Raw genomic sequence first — 25,667 nt, forward strand, 5'->3', positions numbered from 1 at the left:
CCGCCGCGGCGGGGTTTTTCATGACTGCCTGCCCGCAGGCTCAGGCCAGCTGGCCGTGGCAGTGCTTGTACTTCTTGCCCGAACCGCACGGACACGGCTCGTTGCGACCGACCTTGGGGCCCTCGTGCTGCGCCGACGACTGCGCCAGGCGCATGCCAGCGAGCTCTGCCTCGTCGCCGAACGCGCCGGCCGGCGGCGCACCGCCGCCAGTCGCCAGCATCTGCTTCTGTAGACGCTCCGCCAGACGCTGCTGCTCGGCCTCCATCGCAGCGACTTCCTCTTCGCTGCGAATGCGAATCCGCGCCAGCATCTGCACCACCTCGGTCTTGATCCGGCCGAGCATGTCGGAGAACAGTTTGAACGACTCGCGCTTGAATGCCTGCTTCGGATCCTGCTGTGCATAGCCGACCAGATAGATGCCCTGGCGCAGGTAATCCATGTTCGACAGGTGATCCTTCCAGGCGTTGTCCACCACCGTCAGCATGATGTGTTTTTCCAGCTGACGCATGGTGTCGGCGCCGATCTGGGTCTCCTTCGCCTGGAACAGTTCGTTCACCGCATTGCGCACGTGCGCGAGGATCATCTCGGCGTCGATCTCGTGCTGCTGCTCGATCCAGTGCTTCAGCTCCAGCGACAGGCCGAATTCGCTTTCCAGCTCGCGATCGAGGCCGGCCAGATCCCACTGCTCGTCGATGCTCTCGGCAGGGATGTAGGCACGAACCATGGTCTGCACCACATCCTCGCGGATGTCGGCGACGGTGGCGGATACGTCATCACCCTCGAGCAGCTCGTCGCGCTGGCGATAGATCACCTTGCGCTGATCGTTGGCGACGTCGTCGAATTCGAGCAGGTGCTTGCGGATGTCGAAGTTGTGCTGCTCGACCTTGCGCTGGGCCTTCTCGATCTGCCGACTGATCATGCGATCTTCCAGCGCGTCATCGTCCTTCATGCCGAAGCGCTTCATCCAGCGCACCAGGCCTTCGCCGCCGAAGATGCGCAGCAGGTTGTCTTCCAGCGACAGGTAGAAACGCGAGGAGCCCGGATCGCCCTGGCGGCCGGAACGACCACGCAGCTGGTTGTCGATACGTCGCGATTCGTGCCGCTCGGTGCCGATGATGTGCAGGCCGCCGGCGGCAAGCACCTGTTCGTGCAGCTTTTTCCACTCGGCCTTGACGCGCTGGCGATCGATCTCGCTGGCATCTTCCGGCAATGCCGCCAAGGCCACTTCCAGACTGCCGCCGAGCACGATATCGGTGCCACGGCCGGCCATGTTGGTGGCGATGGTGACCTGGCCGGGTGCGCCAGCCTGCGCCACGATGTGCGCCTCACGCTCGTGCTGCTTGGCGTTGAGCACTTCGTGCGCGACATTGGCCTTGGTCAGCATGCCCGAAAGCAGCTCCGACACCTCGATCGAGGTGGTACCGACCAGCACCGGCTGGCCGCGCTTGTGGCAATCCTTGATGTCCTCGATCACCGAGCGGTATTTCGGATCCTGCGCGAGGAAGATCATGTCCGAGTTGTCCACCCGGATCATCGGCTTGTGGGTGGGGATCACCACCACTTCCAGGCCGTAGATGCTCTGGAACTCGAACGCCTCGGTATCGGCCGTGCCGGTCATGCCGGCCAGCTTCTTGTACATGCGGAACAGGTTCTGGAACGTCACCGTCGCCAGCGTCTGGTTTTCGCGCTGGATCGGCACGCCTTCCTTCGCCTCGACCGCCTGATGCAAGCCGTCGGACCAGCGCCGGCCGGCCAGCGTGCGGCCGGTGAATTCGTCGACGATGATCACCTCGCCGTCGCGCACGATGTAATCCACATCGCGCTGGTAGATGCCGTTGGCACGCAAGGCTGCGTTGAGGTGATGCACCACCGCGAGGTTCTTCGAGTCGTACAGACCGCTGTCCTGTTCGATCACGCCAACTTCGCGCAGCAGCTCATCGGCGTGCTGCATGCCCGCCTCGGACAGGTGTACCTGCTTCTGCTTTTCGTCGACCCAATAATCGCCGTCGCCGTCTTCTTCAGCCTGCCGGATCATTCGCGGCACGATCTTGTTTACCGCGAGGTACAGCTGCGGCGAATCCTCGGCCGGACCGGAAATGATCAGCGGCGTGCGCGCCTCGTCGATCAGGATCGAGTCGACCTCGTCGACAATCGCGTAGTGCAGGCCGCGCTGGTAGCGCTGCTCCTTGCTCAACGCCATGTTGTCGCGCAGATAGTCGAAACCGAATTCGTTGTTGGTGCCGTAGGTAATGTCGGCTGCATAGGCTTCATGCTTGTCGGCGTGATCCATGCCCGGATACACCACACCCACGTTCAGGCCGAGAAAACTGTACAGCTTGCCCATCTGGGCGGAATCTCGTCGTGCCAGGTAATCGTTGACGGTGACAACGTGCACACCCTTGCCCGTGAGCGCATTGAGGTAGACCGGCAGCGTAGCCACCAGGGTCTTGCCTTCGCCCGTACGCATCTCGGCGATCTTGCCCTGATGCAGCACCATGCCGCCGATCATCTGCACGTCGTAATGGCGCATGCCCAGCGTGCGCTTGGCCGCCTCGCGCACCACCGCGAATGCTTCCGGCAGCAGCTTCTCCAGTGACTCGCCATCGGCAACCCGTTGCTTGAACTCATCGGTCTTGCCGCGCAACGCGTCATCACCAAGCTTTTCGTACTCCGCCTCCAGCGCGTTGATGCGGGAAACAGCTCGGGAAAGCTGGCGCAATACGCGCTCGTTGCGGCTACCAAACAGGCTCGTCAGGGCACGATTGAACATCGATCTTCCGGGTTGGGGAACAGAATGCCCGCAATAGACACGGGCCAATCGGGCATATTACTACATGCCTGCGAACGCACGGCCCCACAGGGCCCGGTCCATCGGCGCATGCCGGTCCGACCATTCTGAATGGCGCCGGCCAGGGTCGGATTCAAGGGACGTCCAGCCGGAAGGGCGGAGCGTTACCGGTGGTTGCGCACAAAAGCCAGCGGATTGACCACGCGGCCGTCGTACCAGACCTCGAAATGCACATGTGACCCGGTCGAACGGCCGGTGGAACCGGCTTGAGCCAGCACATCTCCCACCTGCACATGTTGCCCCGGGTGCACGTCCAGTGCGCTGTTGTGCGCATAGCGGGTCATGTAGCCATTCCCGTGATCGATCTCGACCACATTGCCATAGCCGCTGCGGGTGCCTGCAAACGTCACCATGCCCTCGGCCACGGCTTGCACCGCGGTGCCAAACGGGGTTGCTATGTCGATCCCGGTATGCCGCGCCGAGCGGCCGTCGAACGGATCGGGGCGCACGCCGAAATACGATGAGATATAGCCGGGCACGGGCATCCCGGTCGGCTTCAGGTTGGACTCGATCTTGGCATCCAGCAGCAGGCTCTGCAACGCCGACAACTGAACCTGCTGCAGATTGAACTGACTGGTCAGCAGCTTGATGCTGCCGTCCAGCGTCGAAGGCAGGGCATACGCACTGCCGCCGACATCCTCGACGCCGCCCACGGCCGGCTGCTGATCGAAATTGAACTCGCCATCATCGAGCTTGCCAACCTGGGCCAGTCGCTCTCCCAGGGCATTGAGCCGGATGGATTGCGCCTGCAGCTGTCCCAGTTTCACCGCCAATGCATCGATTCCGCGCTGAGCGTCCTGGCGCACGCTACCCAACTGGGCGTCCTGTTGACGGATCTGTTGCTGCAGGTCGCGTATCTGCGCCAGCGCTCGATCACGCGGGCTGGCCACCATCAGCGCCAGCGCCACTCCCGCACCCATGCACCCCACTACCGCCACGGACAACACCGACAGCAACTTCAGGCGCAAGCGCCGATCCGCCAGATCCAGCGTTTTCGGCAATTTCCGCGCACGTGATACGAGTATGATTTGCATGTGTTTCCAAAATCGAATTCCGGCACCATGCAACGCGCCGCCCCGGCCACTTCCCGCCGCATGGGCAACGGACCAAAGTCCCTTGCCGAATGCGGCTCCTTCGCGACGCTGGCCAAAAAGGCCAGCGCGCTGGAAGCGCTGGATCGCGCACTGCGCCAGACGTTGCCATCGCCGTTGCGCGAGCAGGTTAGATTCGCCAACCTGCGCAACGACCGCCTCGTCTTCCTGGCGTCTTCACCGGCATGGGCCTCGCGCCTGCGCTTGATGCAGACACATATCCTTGCCACCGCACATGCCATCGGCACCTGCGCCAGTTCAGTCACCGTGAAAGTGGTCCCCCATCCACCGGTTGCAACAGCGCCGGATCGGTCAAAACCGCTTTCGCCTGCCGCCGCCACCCATCTCCGGGCCGCTGCCGCGTCATTCACAGACCCCGAAATGCGGGTGCTGTTCCTTGAGCTGGCGTCCCTCGCCGAAACCGCTGATTCCGCCGTACCCGAAGCGGACTGAAGTCCGCCGGATGCCCAGCCTGCATATGCCGGAACACCTTTGTTGCCCTCGTCGGATCATGCCGCGAAGTTGGGTTTATAGCATGCACCGGGTTAAGTGGTAGCCGGCAATGTCATCGGGACGTGAACCCCAGCGCAGGCAAAATGGGCTATTCATCACAAAAAACGGCCATGTCTCCCGACATGGCCGTTTTATTTGAATGTTGCGTGCGGGCGGCGAACAGGTACGGGGTCAGATCGCCTGAGCGGGATGCGCATAGGAGATCGGTGAGGTCGCCGGATCGTCCTGGTAGCTGACCTCTTCCCACGCCGATGCATCGGCCATCAGCGTGCGCAGCAGCTTGTTGTTGAGCTCATGGCCCGACTTGTGGGCATGGTAGGCGCCGATCAGGCTGTGCCCGAGCAGATACAGGTCGCCGATCGCGTCGAGGATCTTGTGCTTGACGAATTCGTCCTCGTAACGCAGGCCGTCCTCATTCAGCACGCGGTAGTCGTCCAGCACCACGGCGTTGTCCATCGAGCCACCGAGCGCCAGGTTGTGCTCGCGCAGCATCTCGATGTCGCGCATGAAGCCGAACGTACGGGCCCGGCTTACTTCCTTGACGAAGGACGTGGTGGAGAAATCGATCTCCGCGCGCGAGGTACGCTTGCTGATGATCGGGTGGTTGAAGTCGATCGAGAAGCCGACCTTGAAGCCCTCGAACGGATCGAAACTGGCCCACTTGTCGCCTTCCTGCACCTTCACCGGCTTCTTGATGCGGATGAAGCGCTTGGCCACGTTCTGCTCTTCGATGCCGGCGGACTGCAGCAGGAAGACGAACGGACCGGCGCTGCCGTCCATGATCGGTACTTCCGGTGCGGAGAGGTCCACATAGGCATTGTCGATACCCAGGCCGGCCATCGCCGAGAGCAGATGCTCGACGGTGGAGACGCGGGCGTCGCCGTTGACCAGCGTGGTCGACAGCCGGGTATCACCGACATTGTCCTGGCGGGCACGAATGTCCACCGGCGGATCGAGATCCGTACGACGGAAAACGATGCCGGTATTCGGTGCCGCGGGACGCAAGGTCATGTACACCTTGTCGCCCGTATGCAGGCCGACGCCGGTCGCGCGGATGATGTTTTTAAGCGTACGCTGCTTGATCATTGTTGTTGGTACCTGTGTAGGCAGCAGCCAATCAGGGGCGGATGCTAACACAGTTTTAACCTGTGATAAAAGCAAACCGTACCGTACAGTCTGATTAAGCCTTCATGTTTCTTTCATCCTTGAAAGCGATGGGCATCCGCTGCCGTTGCTCCCGACAATCCGGCGAATCGACACGATGCCCCGTGCCTGGGACGGGAATCCGGCACGGGGCATCGGGCTGGCCGAAACGGGCGAACCCGTGGCGACTAGCCGTGCGCCATCCCGACGCACAGTCTGTGCTGCTACACCTACGAACGGTTGCCCGGCCCAGATCAATCCACACGCTCCGCGCTGCCATGACCCGGTAACGGCGGTACCAACCCTAGCTGTGGACAGCCGGCATGGGCACGCAGGAAGAGTGACCCGCCTAACGGGCGTTCGTTCAATATTTTCGCATCTCCTTAACTTGCCAGCCGGGCGGGATCAATCTGCCTGGCGTCGCAGAAACGCCGGAATGTCGAGATAATCGAAGCCCGGCTCCGCATTTTTCGCCGATGCAGCAGGTTCTGCGCGGCTGTGGCTGCTGATGCTCATCTCCGGCTGCGCATAGTCGACCACTTCATTGCCGGTGCCGGTGCGCAGCACGACTGGCCGCGGACGCATCTGCTGCGTTTCGACCATGCGGATCGGCGGCTGCTGGCGCGAGGCATTGGCACGGTTGAGGCCGGTGGCCACGACGGTGACGCGCACATCGTCCTTCATCTCCGGATCAAGCGAGGTGCCGATCACCACAGTGGCGTCTTCGCTGGCGAAATCGTGGATGATCCGGCCGATCTCGTCAAACTCGCGCATGGTCAGATTCGGACCGGCGGTGACGTTGACCAGGATACCGCAGGCGCCATTGAGGTTGACGTCCTCCAGCAGCGGGTTCTTGATCGCCGCCTCGGCCGCCGCCTGAGCGCGGTCGTCGCCGCGGGCGGTGCCCGAGCCCATCATCGCCAGGCCCATTTCGGACATCACGGTGCGCACGTCGGCAAAGTCGACGTTGATCAGGCCGGGGGCGGTGATCAGGTCGGCGATGCCCTGCACGGCGCCCTGCAGCACGTCGTTGGCGGCCTTGAACGCGTTCAGCAAGGTCACATCGCGGCCAAGCACGCTGAGCAGCTTCTCGTTCGGCACGGTGATCAGCGAGTCGACGTGCTGGGACAGATCCTCGATGCCCTTCAACGCCACCTGCATGCGTCGGCGACCCTCGAACGGGAACGGCTTGGTCACCACCGCCACGGTGAGGATGCCCTTCTCCTTGGCCAGTTGCGCCACCACCGGCGCCGCGCCGGTACCGGTGCCGCCGCCCATGCCGCAGGTGATGAACACCATGTCGGCGCCTTCCAGCATCGCTTCGATGCGTTCGCGGTCCTCCAGCGCGGCCTGCCGGCCGACCTCGGGATTGGCACCGGCGCCGAGGCCCTTGGTCACGTTGCCACCCAGTTGCAAGTGGGTGCGCGAGCCGCAGCTGGTCATCGCCTGCGCGTCGGTGTTGGCGACGATGAATTCGACGCCTTCGATGTTGGCATTGAGCATGTGCGCCACGGCATTGCCGCCGCCGCCGCCCACGCCGATTACCTTGATGACTGCATTGGGTGCGAGTTTATCGATCAGTTCAAACATTTCCCGTCCTCCGTAGAGTTGTTGTCGTTGTAACCAGGGAACGCGACTCCTGTCGGTCCATGGTGGTGGGCTGATCTCCTTCTGCCCGTGGCTGCGCCTCCTGCGCCACCTTGAAAGATGTTGTACGGCCTCAGAAATTCCTGGTGAGCCAGTTGCGCAACTTGCCGACCAGGCCACCTACGCTGCCGCCGGCCGATCCACCGATACGCGTGCCGCCGGCGCGTGAACCGTGCAATAGCAAGCCCACCCCGGTGGCATGCAGCGGACTGGAGACCACTTCACCGAGGCCATCGATCTGCTGCGGCACGCCGATGCGCACCATCTTGTGGAAAATCTCCTCGGCCAGTTCCAGCGCGCCTTCCATCTTCGAAGCGCCACCAGTCAGCACCACGCCGGCCGCGACCAGGCTCTCGTAGCCGGAGCGGCGCAGCTGGTCCTGCACCATTTCGAAAATTTCCTCGTAGCGCGCCTGCACCGACTGCGCCAGCGATTGCCGCGCCAGCCGGCGCGGCGGACGATCACCCACGCTGGGCACCTGAATGGTTTCCTCGGCGTGCGCCAATCCGGTCTGCGCGCAGGCGTACTTGATCTTGATTTCCTCCGCATGCGCGGTCGGCGTGTGTACGCCGTAGGCGATGTCGCTGGTGACCTGGTCGCCGCCGACCGGCAACGAGGCGGTGTAGCGGATCGAGCCTTGCGTATAGATCGCAATGTCGGTGGTACCGGCGCCGATGTCGACCAGGCACACGCCCAACTCACGCTCGTCATCGGTCAGCACCGCCTTGGCGCTGGCCAGCGCCGATGGCACCAGCTCGTCCACGGTGAGGCCGCAGCGCTGGATGCACTTGGTGATGTTCTGCACCGCCGCCGCCGCGCCGGTGACCAGATGCACGTTCGCCTCCAGCCGCACGCCGCTCATGCCCACGGGCGAGCGGATACCGTCCTGGCCGTCGATACGATATTCCTGCGACTCCTTGTAAAGCACCTTGCGGTCGGCCGGGATCGCCACGGCGCTGGCCGCTTCCAGCACCTGCTCCAGATCGCCGGCAGTCACTTCGCGATCGCGGATCGCCGCGTTGCCATGCGAGTTGCGCGTTTCCAGATGGCTGCCGGAGATCGACGCGTAGACCGAGCGGATGTCGCAGCCGGCCATCAGTTCGGCTTCTTCCACTGCGCGCTGGATCGAGTGCACGGTCGATTCGATGTCGACCACCGAGCCGCGCTTCATGCCGCGCGACACGTGAGTGCCGATGCCGATGATCGTGATCGGTTCACCCGGCTCGTACTCGCCGACGATCGCCACCACTTTCGAGGTGCCGATATCGAGCCCCACCACCAATTGCTTGTCGTTGCGCGGTTTCATAGCGCGGCCTTCAATAGGCAGATCGTCTTCATGAGCGGGGCGAACCTCCAGCGTTGGCGGCGGCCGCTTGTGGCCAGCGCACGGCAAATCCGTTGGTGTAGCGAAGATCGGCGTAGGCGAAACCGTCGGTGTGTCCGGCGATCAACTGTGGGTAGACATCGAGAAAGCGGTGCAGCCGGCGCCCGGCCTGATCGCGATCACCGATCACGATCTGCGCGCCGTTGGCGGTGCTGACACTCCAGCTGCCACGCTCGGTCAGCGCCACCCCGGTGATCTGCAGATGGGTGCCGGCGAATGCCTTGCGGGTCTCCGCATAGAAGCTCACCACCTCGGCCAGCCGCGCATCCGGCCCGTGCAGGCCCGGCAGCGCGCTGATATCAGTGGCACCCGGCGCGTCGAACACCAGCCCCTGCCGGCTGATCAATTGCTTGTCGTTCCAGCGCGCGAACGGCTGACGCTCGTAGATGCGCAACTGCAAGGTATCCGGCCAGCGCTTGCGCGCCTCGGCCGACTCCACCCACGGCAACGCGGCGACGGATTTCTGCACGGCATCGAGATCCAGCGCGAAGAAACCCTTGCCCAGCCGCGGCCGCACGGCAGCGCGAATCTCGTCCGCACTCACATGCTTGAACTCGGCCTGCACGGTCAGCCGGGTCACCGGCCAGCGGCCGGCCGCGAACCATCCGCGCAGCACGCCCACGATCGGTAGCGCGACCAGCGCGATGGCCAGACACCAGGCAACGAGGCGGACGGTGCCCTTCATGCACCCTCCCGGAAACTGGTTTCGAGCACGCGCCAGCACAGCTCCTGGTAATCGATGCCGGCCACCGCGGCCGCCTTCGGCACCAGCGAGTGCGAGGTCATGCCCGGCGCGGTGTTCACCTCCAGCAGCCAGTTGCAGCCGGCGTGATCACGCATCACGTCGACTCGGCCCCAGCCGGCGCAGCCCAGCGCGTCGAACGCCGCCAGCGACAGTGCTCCCAATTCCTCACCCGCCACACCTTCAAGGCCGGGGCAGATGTACTGGGTGTCCTCGGCCACGTATTTCGCGTTGTAGTCGTAGAACGCCGCCTTCGGCACGATGTGGATGCTGGGCAACACCTGTCGACCGAGGATCGCGACCGTGAGTTCGTCGCCCTCGATCAACGTTTCCATCAGCAGGTCGCCCGGATATTTCGCGGCCAGCTTGACCGCCTCATCCAGATCCTTCTCTGCGAACACGCGGGTCACGCCGACACTGGAGCCTTCGCAAGCCGGCTTCACGATCAACGGAAAACCGACCTGGCGCGCCGCCGCGTGCACATCCGCGCCGCGCGGCAAGGCCACGAACTTCGGCGTCGACAGGCCCAGCGACTGCCACACGCGCTTGGAGCGCGTCTTGTCCATCGACAGCGCGGAACCGAGCACGCCCGAACCGGTGTAAGGCACGTTGAGCGATTCCAGCGCGCCCTGCAGCACGCCGTCCTCACCGCCGCCATGCTGACCGTGCAGGATGTTGAACACGCGTGCGAAGTGACCAGCGCGCAGCGCGTCGAGCAGCGCGGGAATGCCGTCGATCGCGTGCGCATCGATGCCGCGCGCCTGCAGCGCGGCCAGCACGTTGCGGCCCGAATCAAGCGACACTTCACGCTCGGCCGAGCTGCCGCCCATCACCACGGCGACGCGACCGAACTGGGCGGGGTCTGTAATTTTCATGCTCACTTGCTTGTCCTCAGATGACCGACCTGGGCCAGCTCCACCGCCGCCGCACCGATGTCGCCGGCGCCCAGCAGCAGCAACAGGTCACCGTCGCGCAACAACGCCGGCAAGGTGTCCTTGAACTCACGCGGATGCTCGATCAGCACCGGGTCGACCTTGCCGCGCGCACGCACCGCACGCGCCAGTGCCCGACCATCGGCACCGGCGATCGGTGTCTCGCCGGCGGCGTAGACGTCGGTCAGCACCAACACGTCGGCGTCGGCCAGCACGTTGGCAAAGTCATCCAGCAGATCACGGGTGCGGCTGTAGCGATGCGGCTGGAAGCCCACCACCAGTCGACGATCGGGCCAGCCGCCGCGGGCGGCGGCGAACACCGCGGCCAGTTCGCGCGGGTGGTGGCCGTAGTCGTCGACCAGCAGCACGCTGCCGTGGTCCAGCGCGATCTCGCCGCGCCGATGGAAGCGGCGGCCGACGCCCTGGAAATGCTCCAGCGCGTGGGCCATGGCCTCGGCCTCCACACCCAGCTGCCAGCCGATCGTCGCGGCGGCCAGCGCATTGAGCACGTTGTGCCGCCCCGGCAAGTTGAGCTTCACCGGCAGCGTCTCGGCGCGGCCCGGCAGCACCAGGTCAAAATGCATTTCGAAGCCGTGCTGGGTCACGTTCAACGCGCGCACGTCGGCGTCGGCCGTGTCGATGCCGTAGGTCATCACGCGGCGCGTGGTGGACTTGGCCAGCTCGGCAACTTCCGCATCGTCCACGCACAACACGGCCAGCCCGTAGAACGGCAGCCGATGCAGGAAGTCATCAAATGCCTGCTTCACCTGGGCGAAGTCGCCGCCGTAGTTTTCCAGGTGGTCGGCGTCGATGTTGGTGACCGCAGCGATCACCGGCGACAGCAGCAGGAACGAGCCATCGGATTCATCGGCTTCCGCCACCAGATACTGGCCGGTGCCGAGCCGCGCATTCGCGCCGGCCGCGTTGAGCTGGCCACCGATGACGAAGGTGGGGTCGTAGCCGGCCTCGGCCAGCACGCTGGCGGTGAGGCTGGTGGTGGTGGTCTTGCCATGGGTGCCGGCGATCGCCACGCCACGGCGAAAGCGCATCAGTTCGCCGAGCATCTCCGCGCGCGGAATCACCGGAATGCGCGCCGCGCGGGCGGCGACCAGCTCGGCATTGTCCGGCTTGATCGCGCTCGAGGTCACCACCACGTCGGCATCGCCGATGTGTCCGGCAGCATGGCCGACATGCACCGTGATGCCGAGTTGCTGCAGGCGTTGTGCGGTCGGCGAATTCGCCCGATCGGAGCCGGACACCGCATAGCCAAGGTTGTGCAGCACCTCGGCGATGCCGCTCATGCCGACGCCGCCGATGCCGATGAAATGCACACGCTTGAATGTGCTCATCAGGTCTTCATGCGCATGCAGGCGGCGCGGCGTCATGCGGCCACCTCCATGCATGCACGCGCAATGGCCTGCGCCGCGTCGGGTTTGGCCAGCGTGCGCGCGGCCTCGGCCATCGCCAGCAGGCGATCGCGATCACCCAGCAACGACTCCAGTCGCTGCGCCAGAATCTGTACGTCCAGCTCACTCTCCTGCATTAATTCGGCAGCGCCGATCGCCACCAGGGCCTCGGCATTGCGGGTCTGGTGGTCGTCCACCGCATGGGGAAACGGCACCAGCACGGCGCCGAGTCCGGCCGCAGTGAGTTCGGCCAGGGTCAGCGCGCCGGCGCGGCACACGGCCAGATCGGCCCAGCCATAACTGCCGGCCATGTCGTCGATGAACGCCATTACCTGCGCCTCGACGCCGGCTTTTGCATACGCCTCGCGCGCCTCGTCGAGGCCGCGTGTACCGCACTGATGCAGCACTTCGGGACGCTGCGCCGAAGTCAGCTGAGCCAGTGCCTGCGGCACCGCCAGATTCAATGCACGCGCGCCAAGGCTGCCACCGAGCACCAACAGGCGTGGCTTGCCGCTGCGACCGGCCATGCGTTGTGCGGGCGACAACAACGCTGCGATCGCATCGCGCACCGGATTGCCGACCCACTCGGCGTGCGGTAACGCATCGGCAAAACCGGCCAGCACGCGTTTGGCGAGTCCGGCCAGCTTGCGGTTGGTGAAACCGGCCACCCGATTCTGTTCGTGCACCAGCAGCGGCCGCCGCAGCAGCCACGCGGCCAGGCCACCGGGCCCCGCCACGTAGCCACCCATCGACAACACGCTGCGCGGTTTCACCTGGTGCAGCACAGCCAGCGACGCGAACAGCGCACGCAACAGCATCAGCGGCGCCAGCAGCCGGGTCTTCAGTCCCTTGCCGCGCAGGCCGCCGACCGCCACCGTGTGCAGCTCGATCCGCTGCGCCGGCACCACCTTCGTCTCCATCCCGCCGACCGCGCCCAGCCACACCACCGGCACACCCTGCGCACGCAGGCATTCGGCCACGGCCAGGCCCGGGAAAATGTGACCGCCGGTACCACCGGCCATGATCAGCACGGGCGCCTGCGTCGTCATGCGACCACCGCCTCGCGGGGTTTGGCCGCAACGCCCGCATCCGCTGCAGCAACCGCTGCCGGCATGCGCGTGGTCATCTGCCGTGCGTCGAGCGCGCGGTTGATCTCGAAGGTGGCACGCAGCAACACGCCCGCCATCGCGCAGGTCAGCACCATCGACGAACCGCCGTAGCTGATCAGCGGCAGGGTCAGCCCCTTGGTCGGCAGTGCGCCGAGGTTGACGCCGACCGACACGATCGCCTGCATCGCCAGCATCAACGAGATGCCGAAGGCGACGTAACCGGCGAAGCGCTGGCCGATCTCGACGCCCTTCAAGCCCAGATACAGGCCACGCCCCACCGCCAGGCCGAACAGCCCGATCACCAGCACCACGCCGGCCAGGCCCAGCTCCTCGCCGATCACCGCAAAGATGAAATCGGTGTGCGCCTCGGGCAAGTAGGACAGTTTCAGTACGCTGGAACCGAGCCCGACGCCGGTCCACTCGCCGCGGCCGATCGCCATCAGGGATTGGGTCAGCTGAAAGCCGTCGTTGAACGGATCCTTCCACGGATCCATGAACGTGGTCAGCCGCTTCATGCGATAGCTTTCACCGGTGGCCGCGATGTACAGCAGCGGCATCAGCGGCAGGCCCATCACGAACAGGAAGATGGGCCGTGCACCGCCCAGCCAGACCATCGCGATGGTCACCGCGATCACCAGCGTGGCCGAGCCGAAGTCCGGCTGCGCCAGCAGCAGCAGCACGATCACGCCGGCCACCATCACCGGCTTGAACAGGCCCAGGAAGCGGGTCTCCACACTCTCGCGGTGACGCACCAGATAACTGGCGATGTACACCACCAGAATGAGTTTTACCGCCTCGACCGGCTGGAACGTGGTCACCAGCAGGTTCAGCCAGCGCCGCGCGCCGTTCAGGCGCATGCCCAGATGCGGCACGAACACCGCCAGCAGCAGCACGAACGCGAGCAGCATCAGATGGAACGCATACTTCTCGAACAACTTCAGCTCGGTGCGCATCGCCATGCTGGCCGCGATCAGGCCCAGGCTGAGAAAGACCAGGTGCTTGCGCAGGAAGTAAAACGGCCCAAGGTGCTGGCTGTCGGCCACCGCGATCGAGCTGGACGTCACCATCACCACGCCGACACTGACCAGTCCGATCAGCGCGACCAGCAGCCACAGGTCGAAGCTGCCGCGCGGGCCCTGTCGGCGTTTTGCCTGGGTGGAGTCGAAGCCGAACATCAACGCACCTTCAACGTGGCAAGACCGATCAGCACCAGCACCACGCTGATGATCCAGAAACGCACGATCACGCGAGGCTCGGGCCAGCCCTTCAGCTCGAAGTGGTGATGGATCGGTGCCATCCGGAACACGCGCTTGCCGGTGAGCTTGAAGCTGGCGACCTGGATCATCACCGACGCGGTTTCCATCACGAACACGCCGCCCATCACCAGCAGCACGATTTCCTGGCGCACGATCACCGCCACGCAGCCGAGCGCCGCGCCCATCGCCAGCGCACCGACGTCGCCCATGAACACCTGTGCCGGATACGTGTTGAACCACAGGAAGCCGAGTCCCGCGCCGGCCAGCGCGCCGGTGAAGATCGCCAACTCGCCCGCGCCGGGAATCGAGGGAATGCCCAGGTATTCGGAGAACACCTTGTTGCCGGCCAGGTACGCAAACACGCCCAGCGCACCGGAGACCAGCACGGTCGGCATGATCGCCAGACCATCCAGTCCATCGGTGAGGTTCACCGCGTTGGAGAAGCCGACGATCATGAAGTACGCCACCACCACGAAGAACAGCCCCATCGGCAGCACCACGTGCTTGAACAGCGGCACGTACAGCGCGGTCTCCGCCACCGGCAGGCCAGCGCCCCCCGCATGCGGCGCGCTGTAGTAGAGGAACAGCGCCGCACCGAGGCCGAACACCGACTGCCAGAAATACTTCCAGCGGCTGGCCAGGCCGCGGCTGTCCTTCAGCACCAGCTTGCGGTAGTCGTCATAGAAACCGATCGCGCCGTACGTCAGCATCACCACCAGCGTCACCCACACGTAACGGTTGTGCAGGTCGGCCCACAGCAGCGTGGCGACGGTGACCGAGAGCAGGATCATCACGCCGCCCATGGTCGGCGTGCCGGCCTTGACCAGGTGCGTCTGCGGGCCGTCGCTGCGCACCACCTGGCCGGCCTTCAGCGCGGCCAGCCGGTTGATCAGCCACGGCCCGCACAGCAGCGACATCGCCAGCGCAGTGAGCGCAGCCATGATCGTGCGGAAGGTGATGTACTGGAACAGATGCAGCGCGGTGAAATGCCGTGCCATCCAGTCGGCCAGTTCAAGCAGCATCGGATGCACCTCTATTGTTCTTGTCGGCATCGCTACCGAGCGCGGCCACCACCTGCTCCATTCCCGCCGAGCGCGAACCCTTCACCAGGCAGGTGACGCCGGCATGCAGCTGCGCCTGCAGCGCGGCGATCAGCGCCGGCTTGGCGTCGAAATGTTCGCCGTGCGCACCGAATGCCTCGACCGTGGCGGCGCCGAGCGGGCCGACTGCGAACAACCGGTCGACGCCGCGCTCGCGGGCGCGCGCACCGATGCCCGCATGCAGTGCTTGTGCATCTTCGCCCAGCTCCGCCATGTCGCCGAGCACCAGCCAGCGCTCGCCGTCAGCCAGCAGCAGCGTGTCGATCGCCGCCGCCATCGAACTGGGATTGGCGTTGTAGCTGTCGTCGATCAGGGTCCAGCCGTTTGCCATCACCTGGCGACGCAGCCGACCGGCCACGCCAGGCACGTGCTCCAGCCCGGCCACGATGGTGTCCAGTGGCACCTCCAGTGCCAGCGCCACCGCCGTCGCCGCGAGCGCGTTGGCGATGTTGTGGCGACCGGGCAATGGCAAGGCCACCTCGGCATCGCCGTGCGGCGTGCTCAGCACGAAGCGCGAACCGTCCACGCGCTGCTCGATGATGTCGGCGCCGACATCTGCCGGCTGCTCAAGGCCGAAGCGCAGCACCTTGCGCGCGCCGGCCAGCCCGCCGAAGAAACTGGCGAAACTGTCATCGGCGTTGATGATCGCGATGCCATCGGCCGGCAACGCCTGATACAGCGCACCCTTGGTCTCGGCCACGCCTTCGATGCTGCCCATGCGCGCAAGATGCGCCGGCGCGATGAGCGTGACGAGGCCGATATCGGGCCGTGCGATGGCGGCCAGATAACCGATATCGCCCGGCTTGCCGGCGCCCATTTCCAGCACTGCGTATTCGGTGTCCCGCGGCATTGCCAGCAAGGTCAGCGGCAGGCCCAGCTCATTGTTGTAATTGCCCGCGCTGACGTGGGTGCGGCCGTGTCGCGACAGGATCGAGGCAACCAGCGTCTTCACCGTGGTCTTGCCGTTGGAGCCGGTGATGCCGACCACGCGCACGTCACGCTGAGCGCGCACCGCACTGGCCAGGTCGCCCAGCGCCAGTGCGGTATCGTCCACCAGCACCTGCGGCAATTCGCTGTCGACCTTGCGCGTCACCATCGCGGCGACCGCACCGCGCGCGGCAGCCTCGGCCAGATAGTCGTGCCCATCCACCCGCTCGCCCTTGATCGCCACGAACAGGTCGCCCGACTGCAGCTTGCGCGTGTCGATGGCGACGCCGGTGATTTCGGTATCGGCCAGCTCGGCGCCGCTGCCGAGCAGGCGTCCGTGAGTCCACATCGCGATGGCACCCAGCCGCATCATGCGCGCGGCTCCCGGCTGATCCGTTCCAGCGCGGCATGCGCCACCGCCAGATCGTCGAACGGGTGCTTGCCGAGGGCGCCGTCCTGATAGGTTTCGTGACCCTTGCCGGCGATCAGCACCACGTCGCCGGCATGCGCCAGCTGCAGTGCATCGGCGATCGCCACCGCGCGATCGCGCTCCACCGTCATCGCCCGTGCCGCGGTCATGCCGGCGACGATCTGCGCCACGATCGCGTCGCCGTCTTCGCCGCGCGGGTTGTCGTCGGTGACGATGGCCACGTCCGCGAGTCGTGCCGCGATCGCACCCATCAGCGGACGCTTGCCGGCGTCGCGCTCGCCACCGCAGCCGAACACGCAGATCAGCTTGCCGGCACAATGCGCGCGCACGGCACCCAACGCCTGCTCCAGCGCATCCGGCGTGTGTGCGTAATCGACCACCACCAGCGGCTGGCCATGCAGGCCGCCGAGCCGGCTCATGCGGCCATTCACCGGCTGCAATTGTTCGATCGCGCTGACAATGCGCGCGAACGGTTCGCCCAGCGCACCAAGGCAGGCCACCACCGCCAGCAGGTTGGCCACATTGAAGCGGCCGATCAGGTGGCTGTGGATCGCCCGCGTGCCCCACGGCGTGCGCAGCTGAAATGCCAGCCCTTCGGCCGAGGTGATGATGGCGCTGGCGGCCACTTCCGCCGCGCTGTCGTCGGCCATGCTGAAACGCAGCGCCTGTACGCCGGCTGGCAACTTCGCCGCCAGTTCGTGGCCAAACGCGTCGTCGATATTAATCACTGCACTGCGCAGCCCGGGCCAGTCGAACAGCCTGGCCTTGGCCGCGCCATACGCTTCCATGCTGCCGTGATAGTCGAGATGGTCGCGGGTGAGGTTGGTGAACACGGCCACCTCGAAATCCACTGCGCCCACGCGACCTTGCTCCAGCGCATGCGACGACACTTCCATCGCCACATGGCTGACTTGCGCATCGCGGAAATCCGCCAGCAAGGCCTGGACCGTCACGGCATCTGGCGTGGTGCGCTCGCCTTCGTGCAACTGGCCATGCACGCCGGCACCGAGCGTGCCGATCGAGGCCGCGCGATGGCCGAGCAAGGTCAGCGCCTGCGCCAGCAACTGCACGCACGAGGTCTTGCCATTGGTGCCGGTGACGCCGAGCATGCGCATCGACTCGCTGGGGCGCTCGTAAAAGCGCGCAGCGGTCTCGCTGACCTGTTCGTGCAGGTTCTCGATCCACAGCAACGGCACGTCCAGCGGCTCCGCCGGGTCGACGGCAGGCGCTTCGGCCAGCACGACCCGCGCGCCACGCTGCACCGCGCCGGCAGCAAACCTGATGCCGTGATCCTGGGTGCCACGCAGGGCAAAGAAAGCGTCGCCGCGCTGCACATGGCGCGAGTCGAGCGCCAGCCCGGACACCACGATGCGGCTGACGTCCGGCGCAGCGGCAAGCTGCGCGTCGGCGATGCCCAGCAGCAGCTGGTCGAGGTGGCCGGTGCTCATGGCGTGTCCTCGTCGATCGGGGCATCGTCGATCGGCGCATCCACTGGCGCCTTGTTGCCCACCAGCCCATCCGGACTCTGCAGCGGGCCACCGACATACCAGCGGCCGATGTTGTCCGGCGGCACGTCAAGCAGGCGCAACGCGCCCTCCATCACCTTGGCGAACACCGGCCCGGACACCGTGCCGCCGTAGTAGCTGCCCTTCTGCGGATTGTCGACCACCACCACACCGACAAGGCGCGGATTCGACGCCGGCACGATGCCGGCGAATGCCGCCGTGTAGTTGCTCTTGGCGTAGCCGCCGGCACTCGCCTTGTGCGCCGTGCCGGTCTTGCCGGCCACGCTGTAGTTGGCGATGCGCGCCGTCGTGCCGGTGCTGCCGGGGCCGGTCACCGTCTCCATCATGCGCAGCAGTTGCTGCGACACCTCCGGCGAGATGATCTGCTTGGCGTTGTTGTCGTTGCCCTTGATGAAGGTGGGGCTGTGCATCACGCCGCCATCGGCGATGGTGGCGTAGGCATTGGCCAGCTGCAGCACGGTCACGTTGAGGCCGTAGCCATAACCGAGGATGGCCTTTTCCAGTGGCCGCCAGTCGCGCCCGATACGCAAATGGCCGGACGCTTCGCCCGGAAAGCCACTCTCGGTGCTGTCACCCAGACCGAACGCGCGGTAGGTGTCGTACATCAGCGTGGTGTCTAGCGCCATCGCGATATGCGCCGCGCCCACGTTGCTCGACTTGGTGATCACGCCGGTCGGCGTCAACAGTCCGTAATTGTGCGTGTCGTGGATATCGTGGCCCTGGAAATACCAGTGGCCGCCGGTGGTATCGATGATCGGGCTGGTCGGGGTGAACTTGCCGCTGGACAACGCCGCCGCCATCAGGATGGGCTTCACGGTGGAGCCCGGTTCCAGCACGTCGGTCATCGCGCGATTGCGACGCTGGCCCGGCTTGCTGTCGCTGAGCGCGTTCGGGTTGTAGGTCGGCAGGTTGACCATCGCCAGCACCTCGCCGGTCTTCACGTCGAGTACCACGATCGAACCGGAGTCGGCCTGCGACTTTTCCAGCGTGTTCTTCAGCTCGCTGTAGGCAAGAAACTGGATGCGCCGGTCGATGCTGAGCGTGAGGTTCTGGCCCGGCTTCGGCGCGCGGATCTGTTCGACATCCTCCACCACATGACCCATGCGGTCGCGGATGACCCGCTTGGCGCCCGGCTTGCCGGCCAGCCAATCGTCGTAGGCCAGCTCCAGGCCTTCCTGGCCGCGATCGTCGATATTGGTGAAGCCGAGCACGTGCGAAGTCACTTCGCCGGACGGGTAATAGCGCTTGAACTCGCGCAGGCCGTTGATGCCTGGGATGCCCAGATCCAGCACGGTCTGTGCGGCCGCCGGCGCCATCTGCCGACGCAGATAGACAAACTCGCGATCGGAGCGCTTAGCCAGTTGCTCTTTCAATTCGCCCGCATCCACGCCCAGCGCCTGCGCCAGCTGCGGAATGCGCTCGTCGTTGTCCAGCACTTCGGACGGGTTGGCCCAGATCGACATCACCGGGGTCGACACCGCCAGCGGCTCGCCATTGCGATCGAAGATGGTGCCGCGCGACACGGGAATCTGCATTTCGCGCAGGAACCGCGCCTCGCCCTGGCTCTGGTAGAACTGCTTGCGCACCACCTGCAGATCGAACGCCCGCGCCACCAGCCCGAGCGAGGTCAGGCCGAGCAGGCCGACCACGACCACCATGCGCTTGCGCGAACTGGGCCCGGCCTGGCGGCGGCGGCGGCCGTGCTGGGGCGGAGTGACGTGTTTGCGCCAGCTCATCAGCGCAGCAGCCGGATATCTTGCGGGCGCGGATCGAACATGCCCAGCTTCTGGCGCGCCTCGTCGTCGATGCGCCGCGGCTCGGCATAGGTAGCCTGCTCCAGTTCGAGCTTGCCGTATTCGATATTCAATTCATCGCGCTGGTTCTGCAACGCGGTCAGGTTGACGAACAGCACGCGGCTCTCGTGGCGCGTCCACACCACGCCGAGCGCGCTGGCCAGCACCGCCGCCAGCAGGGTCAGCATGAACAGGGCGCCGATGGCCTTCATGCGTGGCCCTCGTGCGATGGCATCTGCTCGACCAGTTTCTCCGCCACGCGCAACACGGCCGAACGCGAGCGCGGATTGGCCGCCATCTCGGCGTCGGACGGAAACTGCGCCTTGCCGATGGCCACCAGACGCGCCGGCGCCGCGGTGACCGGCGGCCCACGGCGGCTGTTCTTGACGCGGCCGGAGTGATCGCGGATGAACATCTTCACCGCGCGATCTTCCAGCGAATGGAAACTGATCACCGACAGCCGACCACCGGGCTTGAGCCGCTCCAGCGCAGCATTCAGGCCTTGCTGCAGGGCATCCAGCTCACCGTTCACGCGGATGCGCAACGCCTGGAAGCTGCGCGTGGCCGGGTGCTTGCCCGGTTCGCGCCGGCCGACCACGCGCTCGATCAGTGCGGCCAGCTGGCCGGTGCGGGTGAACGGCGTGGCCGTGCGATCGGCCACGATGGCGCGGGCGATGCGGCGGCCGTGGCGCTCCTCGCCGTAGTTCCACAGCACTTCGGTGATCTCGCGCTCACTGGCATGCGCCAGGAAATCCGCCGCGCTTTCGCCCTGGGTGGTATCCATGCGCATGTCCAGCGGCGCATCGGCCATGAAGCTGAAACCACGCGAGGCGTCGTCGAGTTGCGGCGAAGAGACGCCCAGATCGAACAGCACGCCATCGAGGCCGGCGGCGGTTTCGTCCCATTCGGCCAGACTGGAAAAATTGGCATGCCGGATCGACACGCGTGAATCGCCGGCAAATTCGGCCTGCGCCGTGGCAATCGCGGTGGGATCGCGGTCCATCAACAAGAGCCGGCCAGCGGGGCCGAGGCGCGACAGTACGGCGCGAGCGTGACCGCCGCGACCAAACGTTCCATCGAGATAGCGCCCGTCAGACTGCACGGACAGACCCTCCACCGCTTCACCCAGCATCACCGGGATGTGCCGCAATTGCTGCTCGGCCATGCCGCACTCCCGCTCCCAACCCTCGTGTGTCGCTGCGTCCGATTACAGGCGCAGTACGGCCATTTCGTCAGTGATTTCGTCTTCGCCGATGCTCTGGCGGATCTTGGCGAGGTGGGCCTGTTCGCTCCACAGCTCGAACTTGTTGCCCATGCCCAGCAGCACCGCTTTCTTCTCGATGCCCGCGGCTGCGCGCTGACTGGCCGGCAGCAACACCCGCGCCGAGCCATCAGGCTCGACCTCGGCAGCGGCACCGACCAGCTTCATCTGCATGTCGCGATGGGCCGCCTTGACCTTGGGCAGGGCGTTCACCTGATCGCGCACCTGCTCCCATTCGGCATACGGAAACAGCCAGAGGCAGCCCGGCTCGAACGGGTTGTAGGTGATCACCAGACGATTGGCGCACTCGCCCGCCACCTGGTCCCGATACATGGTCGGAATGGCCAGGCGGCCCTTGTCGTCAACAGTGATGGCGGTTTCGCCCTGGAACACGATCGGCAGACTCCACTAAAACCCACGATTTCACACTGGAACCCACGATAGTCTCGCCCTATGAGACTGTCAAGGGAATTTCGCTTGTGAATCAAGGAGAAAGGCGAAGTTCTGACCGTAATTCCAGCGTTTTCTCATGAACCTGTTCAAGGTGTTTGAAAGCTGGGGATTTTTTAATCTGCGACCAGTACCGCGCAGGCGCCAAACGAGGTGAAATCAAGCGCTTCGCCCACCCCGCGATGAATCGGCGTTCATGCGGAACACAAACCCACGCATCACCACCGGCGTGGCAAGAGCCGCGTCGGTGATGATCCATTTGTGAAGAGGTGGAGTCGGCCTGTAAGCCGGGTTCTGTACGTCTTGCGACGCGACAGTCATTCCTCTCGGCCAGACGTCGCCGTCTGGCTCCAGCAACCTACCCGGGAACAACGCGGGCCGCGTTATCGTTCCCCTATTTGGTCTTGCTCCGAGTGGGGTTTACCGTGCCGTACGACGTTAGCCCCGTACGCGGTGCGCTCTTACCGCACCCTTTCACCCTTACCACGCACATCCGAAGATGCCGTTCGGCGGTCTGCTCTCTGTTGCACTGGCCGTCAGCTCACGCTGCCCAGGAGTTACCTGGCACTCTGCCCTATGGAGCCCGGACTTTCCTCGATGCGCTTGCGCGCGACGCGACTGTCCGGCCGACTCCACCGCCGATTGTACTCCACGCGAGGCCTCAGCCCTCGTAGAGCAGCTTGCGTGGCGCGCCGGTGATTGCGGCGGCCATCTTCGCCGCCTTCGCCGGCGGCAGTTCCTCGCGCAGGATCGCGAAGATGCGCTGACCTTCGGCCAGCTTCGCATCGGCTTCCTCGCCACGACCGGCCACCAGCAAAACGCATTCGCCGCGCTGCTGATCGGGATCGGCGGCAACCCGCGCAGCCAGTTCCGCCAGCGGTTCGCCCAGCACCGTCTCGAACATCTTGGTCAGCTCGCGCGCCAGCACCGCCTCGCGGGTGGCGCCGAAGATGTCGCGCATGTCGGCCAGGCTTTCGGCGACCCGATGCGACGACTCATAGAAGATGACGGTGCGCGCATCGCCGGCCAGCTCCTGCAACCGGCTGCGGCGTGCCGCCGCCTTGGCCGGCAGAAACCCCTCGAACACGAAGCGGTCGCTGGGCAGGCCGGCCACCGACAACGCGGCAATCGCCGCACAGGCACCCGGCACCGGAATGCAGCGGATGCCGGCCGCACGCGCGGCACGCACCAGCCGAAAGCCGGGGTCGCTGATCAGCGGCGTGCCCGCATCGGAAATCAGCGCCACCGAATCGCCCGCCGCCATCCTGCGCACGATCGCGTCCACCGCATCGCGCTCGTTGTAGTCGTGCAACGCGATCAACGGTGTGTCGATGTTGTGATGAACCAGCAGCGGCCGACTGTGCCGGGTGTCTTCGGCAGCGATCACCGCAACTTCACGCAAGGTGGCGATGGCGCGGGCAGACAAGTCGTCGCGATGACCGATCGGGGTGGCCACCACCCACAGACAACCTGGCTGAACTGCTGACATCGTCATACTCCTGCGCCGTGAGCCGGCAATCCGATCGGCTATGATCGCGCATTGACGACCATGACGAACAAGGGATCTCCCATGCGCCTCATGCGCCTCTCGCGCGTCGCCGCGATCGGACTGCTTTTCTCGCTGGCGCTGACCGCCTGCGTGCCGATGAACGTGCAGCGTTCCCCGGCTGAAATCGCCGCCGCGCAGAGTGCCGAGGCGCTGGCCCGGCAAGGCCAGTTCGATCAGGCCGCGCAAGCCTGGCTGACGCTCGCCGGCCAGTCGCCCGGACACGCCGACAGCTATCGCCTGCTGGCTGCCGAAGCCTGGCGCCAGGAAGGCCAGATCGAACGCGCCGCCCCGGAGCTTGCCGGCATCAAACGCCCGCGTCTGAGCGGCGATGAACCGTTGCGACTCGACCTGCTGCAGGCCGAACTGGCGCTCAGCCAGCACGATGCAGCCACCGCGCTGCGGCTCACCACCCAGCCCACCGTGACCGTGCCGGCCGGCATGCAGATGCGCCTGCTGGAACTGCGCGCGCGCGCCATGGTGGCCAGCGGCGATGACTGGGGTGCCGCGCGCACCCGCGTGCAGATGGACGACCAGTTGAACGGTTATGACCACGCGCAGAACCGCCAGCAGGTTCTCGAGCTGCTCGGCAAGCTCGGTGTCGATCCACTCAAGCAGCGCGCCGCCGCGATGAAACCGGGCGACCGCATGCTGCCGTGGGTGAACGAGGCACTGAGCCGGCTCGGCGTGGTCGTGGCGCAAGCGCAACCGGAGCTGCAGCAGCCGGTGGGCACCTTGCTGCCGGGCGCCGACGCCAATGTGCGCGAGGGCTACAAGGTGCCGAGCCAGGTCGCCCTGCTGCTGCCCGGCGACGGCAACTACGCGGCGGCAAGCGCGTCGATCCGCGAAGGTTTCTTCGCCGCCTATCTCGACGCGGGGCGCAACCACGCACCGCGCCCCAGCGTGCGCGTCTACGACAGCAAGGGCACGGCCGACGGCGCGATCAAGGCCTACCAGCAGGCGGTCAGCGATGGCGCGCGGCTGGTGGTCGGCCCACTCACCCGCGGCGAAGTGGCCGCCGTGTTCGGCCAGGGGCAACTGCCGGTGCCGCTGCTGGCCCTGAATCACCCCGACGATCGGCAACTGCCGACAGGCGACGCCAGCGAATTCGGCCTGCTGCCGGAAACCGAAGGCGCCCAGGCCGCCGACCACATGATCGAGCGTGGCCTGCGCCAGGCCTACGTGATGATCTCCGACGACGATTTCGCGCAGCGTGCCGCCAGCGCGTTCAAGGCCGAGCTGGCCGCGCGCGGCGGTCAGCTCGCGGGCATGGTGGTGCTGCCGAGCGGTGCCACCAGTTACGCCGACACCATCGCCGGGCAGCACCTTCCGACAACCGCACCCGCCCCCGCGGCCGGCGCCGACACAGCCGCCGCCCCGGTCACCGGCGACACCGGCATCTTCATCAGCATGCGTCCCGCACAGGCGCGCCTGCTGATACCGCAGTTGCGCATCGCGCAGGTCACCCTGCCGGTCGTCGCCACCTCGCACGTCTACGAAGGCAGCGACGACGCCGCGGCCAACCGCGACCTGGATGGCGTGGAATTCTGCGATGCGCCGTGGCTGTTCGACGCCCAGCCCGGCCTGCCCAACCATGACGACATGGCCGCCCGTTTGCCGTCCGCCCGTGGCGGCGCCGCGCGGTTGTTCGCGTTCGGCATGGATGCATGGACCCTGGTGCCCTACCTCGACTGGCTACGCGCACACCCCGGCAGCTACCTACCCGGCGCCAGCGGCCAGCTCGCCGCCGACCAGTTCGGCCGCGTGCGCCGCGTGCTGATCTGGGCGAAATTCCAGGACGGCCTGGCCCACCCATTGGGCGGCAGCCTGCAGATGGACGACGTGCCCTCCGACGCACCGCCGCCGACCACTACGCCAGCACCCACCGGCGTCCCGACCGACGGCACCCTGCAGCCCGTCTCGGGCTGATGCGCGCCGCCGGCGACCGCTTCGAGCAGCGCGCCTGCACCGAACTCCAGCGCGAAGGCCTCGCCCTGCTGGCGCGCAACTACACCACCCGCCACGGCGAACTCGACCTGGTGATGCGCGACGGCGACACCATGGTGTTCGTCGAAGTGCGCTACCGCAAAAACGCCAGCCACGGCGACGCTGCCACCTCGATCACCGCCAGCAAACAGGCCAAGCTGATCCTCGCCGCGCAACACTGGCTGGCCGCGCATCCTCAGCACGCACGGCATCCTTGCCGCTTTGATGTGGTGAGCTACGACGGACCGGCAGAGGCCATTCGGTGTGAGTGGTTGCGGGGAGCGTTCGAGGCGTGACCTCAGCCCTGCGATCAGGTTGGCGCGAGATGTCGCGCGTGATGGGCATCATCAGTTCTTATCGACCGATCCGCATCGAAGTGCATGAGGCTGGTAGAGGCACGGCCTAAAGCATTGCAGGATCTCGCCTACAAAGAAATGCGAAACAACGCACAGTTAGCGAAGGTTATGAAAGAACCCACAGGTATAGACTCGATTGCATTGGTGTTTCCGCCAGCCGACGCGATTGGTTCCACGTGATTCGTTTTGGGGATTCATAGATGTATGCATTGGGAGCGCGA

The 25,667-nt window shown here is 65.7% G+C and carries 21 protein-coding genes and 1 other RNA gene; 3 read left to right on the plus strand and 19 right to left on the minus strand.

What is annotated here, in order from left to right:
• Positions 1 to 40 precede the first annotated feature (40 nt).
• A complete protein-coding gene (gene secA, locus EAH75_RS10670) occupies positions 41 to 2,770 on the minus strand; it encodes a preprotein translocase subunit SecA (protein ID WP_140805443.1) in 2,730 nt (909 codons plus the stop codon).
• Positions 2,771 to 2,952: 182 nt separating this feature from the next.
• Positions 2,953 to 3,882 (minus strand): M23 family metallopeptidase, encoded by a 930-nt coding sequence (locus tag EAH75_RS10675; protein ID WP_140649502.1) that lies wholly within the window; start codon positions 3,880 to 3,882, stop codon positions 2,953 to 2,955.
• Between the two features lie 27 nt (positions 3,883 to 3,909).
• On the opposite strand from EAH75_RS10675, the gene EAH75_RS10680 reads away from it, so the two are divergent.
• Entirely contained in the window at positions 3,910 to 4,392 is a 483-nt protein-coding gene (locus EAH75_RS10680; protein ID WP_140649500.1) for a DciA family protein, read from the plus strand.
• 231 nt (positions 4,393 to 4,623) lie between these two features.
• On the opposite strand, the gene lpxC is transcribed toward EAH75_RS10680, so the two are convergent.
• From lpxC to rsmI, 17 genes are all read right to left on the minus strand, one after another.
• Complete coding sequence (gene lpxC, locus EAH75_RS10685; RefSeq protein WP_113723383.1) at positions 4,624 to 5,538, minus strand: UDP-3-O-acyl-N-acetylglucosamine deacetylase; 915 nt, start codon at positions 5,536 to 5,538, stop codon at positions 4,624 to 4,626.
• Between the two features lie 462 nt (positions 5,539 to 6,000).
• Positions 6,001 to 7,185, minus strand: coding sequence for a cell division protein FtsZ (ftsZ, locus tag EAH75_RS10690; protein ID WP_140649498.1), 1,185 nt, complete (start codon positions 7,183 to 7,185; stop codon positions 6,001 to 6,003).
• 130 nt (positions 7,186 to 7,315) lie between these two features.
• Complete coding sequence (gene ftsA, locus EAH75_RS10695; RefSeq protein WP_140805445.1) at positions 7,316 to 8,548, minus strand: cell division protein FtsA; 1,233 nt, start codon at positions 8,546 to 8,548, stop codon at positions 7,316 to 7,318.
• A gap of 28 nt (positions 8,549 to 8,576) precedes the next feature.
• Positions 8,577 to 9,311, minus strand: coding sequence for a cell division protein FtsQ/DivIB (locus EAH75_RS10700; RefSeq protein ID WP_140649494.1), 735 nt, complete (start codon positions 9,309 to 9,311; stop codon positions 8,577 to 8,579).
• Positions 9,308 to 10,243, minus strand: a complete 936-nt coding sequence (locus EAH75_RS10705; protein ID WP_193557776.1) for a D-alanine--D-alanine ligase — start codon at positions 10,241 to 10,243, stop codon at positions 9,308 to 9,310. Before EAH75_RS10705 ends, EAH75_RS10700 begins: the two co-directional genes overlap by 4 nt.
• A gap of 2 nt (positions 10,244 to 10,245) precedes the next feature.
• Entirely contained in the window at positions 10,246 to 11,685 is a 1,440-nt protein-coding gene (gene murC, locus EAH75_RS10710) for a UDP-N-acetylmuramate--L-alanine ligase (protein WP_140649491.1), read from the minus strand.
• Entirely contained in the window at positions 11,682 to 12,755 is a 1,074-nt protein-coding gene (gene murG / locus EAH75_RS10715; RefSeq protein ID WP_140649489.1) for an undecaprenyldiphospho-muramoylpentapeptide beta-N-acetylglucosaminyltransferase, read from the minus strand. The genes murC and murG overlap by 4 nt, the downstream gene beginning before the upstream one ends.
• Entirely contained in the window at positions 12,752 to 13,990 is a 1,239-nt protein-coding gene (ftsW, locus tag EAH75_RS10720) for a putative lipid II flippase FtsW (RefSeq protein ID WP_140649487.1), read from the minus strand. Before ftsW ends, murG begins: the two co-directional genes overlap by 4 nt.
• Positions 13,990 to 15,093 carry a phospho-N-acetylmuramoyl-pentapeptide-transferase gene (mraY, locus tag EAH75_RS10725; protein WP_140649485.1) on the minus strand — a complete coding sequence of 368 codons (1,104 nt, stop codon included), beginning with the start codon at positions 15,091 to 15,093 and terminating at the stop codon, positions 13,990 to 13,992. Before mraY ends, ftsW begins: the two co-directional genes overlap by 1 nt.
• Positions 15,083 to 16,471, minus strand: coding sequence for a UDP-N-acetylmuramoyl-tripeptide--D-alanyl-D-alanine ligase (locus EAH75_RS10730; RefSeq protein WP_140649482.1), 1,389 nt, complete (start codon positions 16,469 to 16,471; stop codon positions 15,083 to 15,085). Before EAH75_RS10730 ends, mraY begins: the two co-directional genes overlap by 11 nt.
• Positions 16,468 to 17,976, minus strand: a complete 1,509-nt coding sequence (locus EAH75_RS10735) for a UDP-N-acetylmuramoyl-L-alanyl-D-glutamate--2,6-diaminopimelate ligase (protein ID WP_140805447.1) — start codon at positions 17,974 to 17,976, stop codon at positions 16,468 to 16,470. The genes EAH75_RS10730 and EAH75_RS10735 overlap by 4 nt, the downstream gene beginning before the upstream one ends.
• The gene (locus EAH75_RS10740; protein WP_140805449.1) at positions 17,973 to 19,790 is read right to left on the minus strand and encodes a peptidoglycan D,D-transpeptidase FtsI family protein; all 1,818 of its coding nucleotides are present in this window, start codon (positions 19,788 to 19,790) and stop codon (positions 17,973 to 17,975) included. The genes EAH75_RS10735 and EAH75_RS10740 overlap by 4 nt, the downstream gene beginning before the upstream one ends.
• Complete coding sequence (gene ftsL / locus EAH75_RS10745; RefSeq protein WP_193557784.1) at positions 19,790 to 20,050, minus strand: cell division protein FtsL; 261 nt, start codon at positions 20,048 to 20,050, stop codon at positions 19,790 to 19,792. The genes EAH75_RS10740 and ftsL overlap by 1 nt, the downstream gene beginning before the upstream one ends.
• A gap of 5 nt (positions 20,051 to 20,055) precedes the next feature.
• Positions 20,056 to 21,012, minus strand: coding sequence for a 16S rRNA (cytosine(1402)-N(4))-methyltransferase RsmH (rsmH, locus tag EAH75_RS10750; protein WP_140649473.1), 957 nt, complete (start codon positions 21,010 to 21,012; stop codon positions 20,056 to 20,058).
• Between the two features lie 42 nt (positions 21,013 to 21,054).
• On the minus strand, positions 21,055 to 21,501 hold the full coding sequence (gene mraZ / locus EAH75_RS10755) for a division/cell wall cluster transcriptional repressor MraZ (RefSeq protein WP_140649471.1): 447 nt from the start codon (positions 21,499 to 21,501) through the stop codon (positions 21,055 to 21,057).
• Positions 21,502 to 21,825: 324 nt separating this feature from the next.
• An RNA gene (rnpB, locus tag EAH75_RS10760) (RNase P RNA component class A) lies at positions 21,826 to 22,192 on the minus strand.
• A 27-nt stretch (positions 22,193 to 22,219) separates the two neighbouring features.
• On the minus strand, positions 22,220 to 23,047 hold the full coding sequence (gene rsmI / locus EAH75_RS10765) for a 16S rRNA (cytidine(1402)-2'-O)-methyltransferase (protein WP_140649468.1): 828 nt from the start codon (positions 23,045 to 23,047) through the stop codon (positions 22,220 to 22,222).
• Between the two features lie 81 nt (positions 23,048 to 23,128).
• Here rsmI and EAH75_RS10770 point away from each other — a divergent pair, with 81 nt between their 5' ends.
• Both EAH75_RS10770 and EAH75_RS10775 read left to right on the plus strand, forming a co-directional pair.
• The gene (locus tag EAH75_RS10770) at positions 23,129 to 25,033 is read left to right on the plus strand and encodes a penicillin-binding protein activator (protein ID WP_140649703.1); all 1,905 of its coding nucleotides are present in this window, start codon (positions 23,129 to 23,131) and stop codon (positions 25,031 to 25,033) included.
• On the plus strand, positions 25,033 to 25,386 hold the full coding sequence (locus EAH75_RS10775) for a YraN family protein (protein ID WP_140649466.1): 354 nt from the start codon (positions 25,033 to 25,035) through the stop codon (positions 25,384 to 25,386). Before EAH75_RS10770 ends, EAH75_RS10775 begins: the two co-directional genes overlap by 1 nt.
• The last annotated feature ends 281 nt before the right edge of the window (positions 25,387 to 25,667 follow it).

The organism is Rhodanobacter glycinis (genome assembly GCF_006438785.1).
Classification (GTDB): Bacteria; Pseudomonadota; Gammaproteobacteria; order Xanthomonadales; family Rhodanobacteraceae; genus Rhodanobacter; species Rhodanobacter glycinis_A.

What these genes read in the sequence shown, in the direction of transcription:
- secA (WP_140805443.1), bottom strand. Translation starts at nt 2,770, where the DNA reads ATGTTCAATCGTGCCCTGACGAGCCTGTTTGGTAGCCGCAACGAGCGC.
- EAH75_RS10675 (WP_140649502.1), bottom strand. Translation starts at nt 3,882, where the DNA reads ATGCAAATCATACTCGTATCACGTGCGCGGAAATTGCCGAAAACGCTG.
- EAH75_RS10680 (WP_140649500.1), top strand. Translation starts at nt 3,910, where the DNA reads ATGCAACGCGCCGCCCCGGCCACTTCCCGCCGCATGGGCAACGGACCA.
- lpxC (WP_113723383.1), bottom strand. Translation starts at nt 5,538, where the DNA reads ATGATCAAGCAGCGTACGCTTAAAAACATCATCCGCGCGACCGGCGTC.
- ftsZ (WP_140649498.1), bottom strand. Translation starts at nt 7,185, where the DNA reads ATGTTTGAACTGATCGATAAACTCGCACCCAATGCAGTCATCAAGGTA.
- ftsA (WP_140805445.1), bottom strand. Translation starts at nt 8,548, where the DNA reads ATGAAACCGCGCAACGACAAGCAATTGGTGGTGGGGCTCGATATCGGC.
- EAH75_RS10700 (WP_140649494.1), bottom strand. Translation starts at nt 9,311, where the DNA reads ATGAAGGGCACCGTCCGCCTCGTTGCCTGGTGTCTGGCCATCGCGCTG.
- EAH75_RS10705 (WP_193557776.1), bottom strand. Translation starts at nt 10,243, where the DNA reads ATGAAAATTACAGACCCCGCCCAGTTCGGTCGCGTCGCCGTGGTGATG.
- murC (WP_140649491.1), bottom strand. Translation starts at nt 11,685, where the DNA reads ATGACGCCGCGCCGCCTGCATGCGCATGAAGACCTGATGAGCACATTC.
- murG (WP_140649489.1), bottom strand. Translation starts at nt 12,755, where the DNA reads ATGACGACGCAGGCGCCCGTGCTGATCATGGCCGGTGGTACCGGCGGT.
- ftsW (WP_140649487.1), bottom strand. Translation starts at nt 13,990, where the DNA reads ATGTTCGGCTTCGACTCCACCCAGGCAAAACGCCGACAGGGCCCGCGC.
- mraY (WP_140649485.1), bottom strand. Translation starts at nt 15,093, where the DNA reads ATGCTGCTTGAACTGGCCGACTGGATGGCACGGCATTTCACCGCGCTG.
- EAH75_RS10730 (WP_140649482.1), bottom strand. Translation starts at nt 16,471, where the DNA reads ATGATGCGGCTGGGTGCCATCGCGATGTGGACTCACGGACGCCTGCTC.
- EAH75_RS10735 (WP_140805447.1), bottom strand. Translation starts at nt 17,976, where the DNA reads ATGAGCACCGGCCACCTCGACCAGCTGCTGCTGGGCATCGCCGACGCG.
- EAH75_RS10740 (WP_140805449.1), bottom strand. Translation starts at nt 19,790, where the DNA reads ATGAGCTGGCGCAAACACGTCACTCCGCCCCAGCACGGCCGCCGCCGC.
- rsmH (WP_140649473.1), bottom strand. Translation starts at nt 21,012, where the DNA reads ATGGCCGAGCAGCAATTGCGGCACATCCCGGTGATGCTGGGTGAAGCG.
- rsmI (WP_140649468.1), bottom strand. Translation starts at nt 23,047, where the DNA reads ATGTCAGCAGTTCAGCCAGGTTGTCTGTGGGTGGTGGCCACCCCGATC.
- EAH75_RS10770 (WP_140649703.1), top strand. Translation starts at nt 23,129, where the DNA reads ATGCGCCTCATGCGCCTCTCGCGCGTCGCCGCGATCGGACTGCTTTTC.
- EAH75_RS10775 (WP_140649466.1), top strand. Translation starts at nt 25,033, where the DNA reads ATGCGCGCCGCCGGCGACCGCTTCGAGCAGCGCGCCTGCACCGAACTC.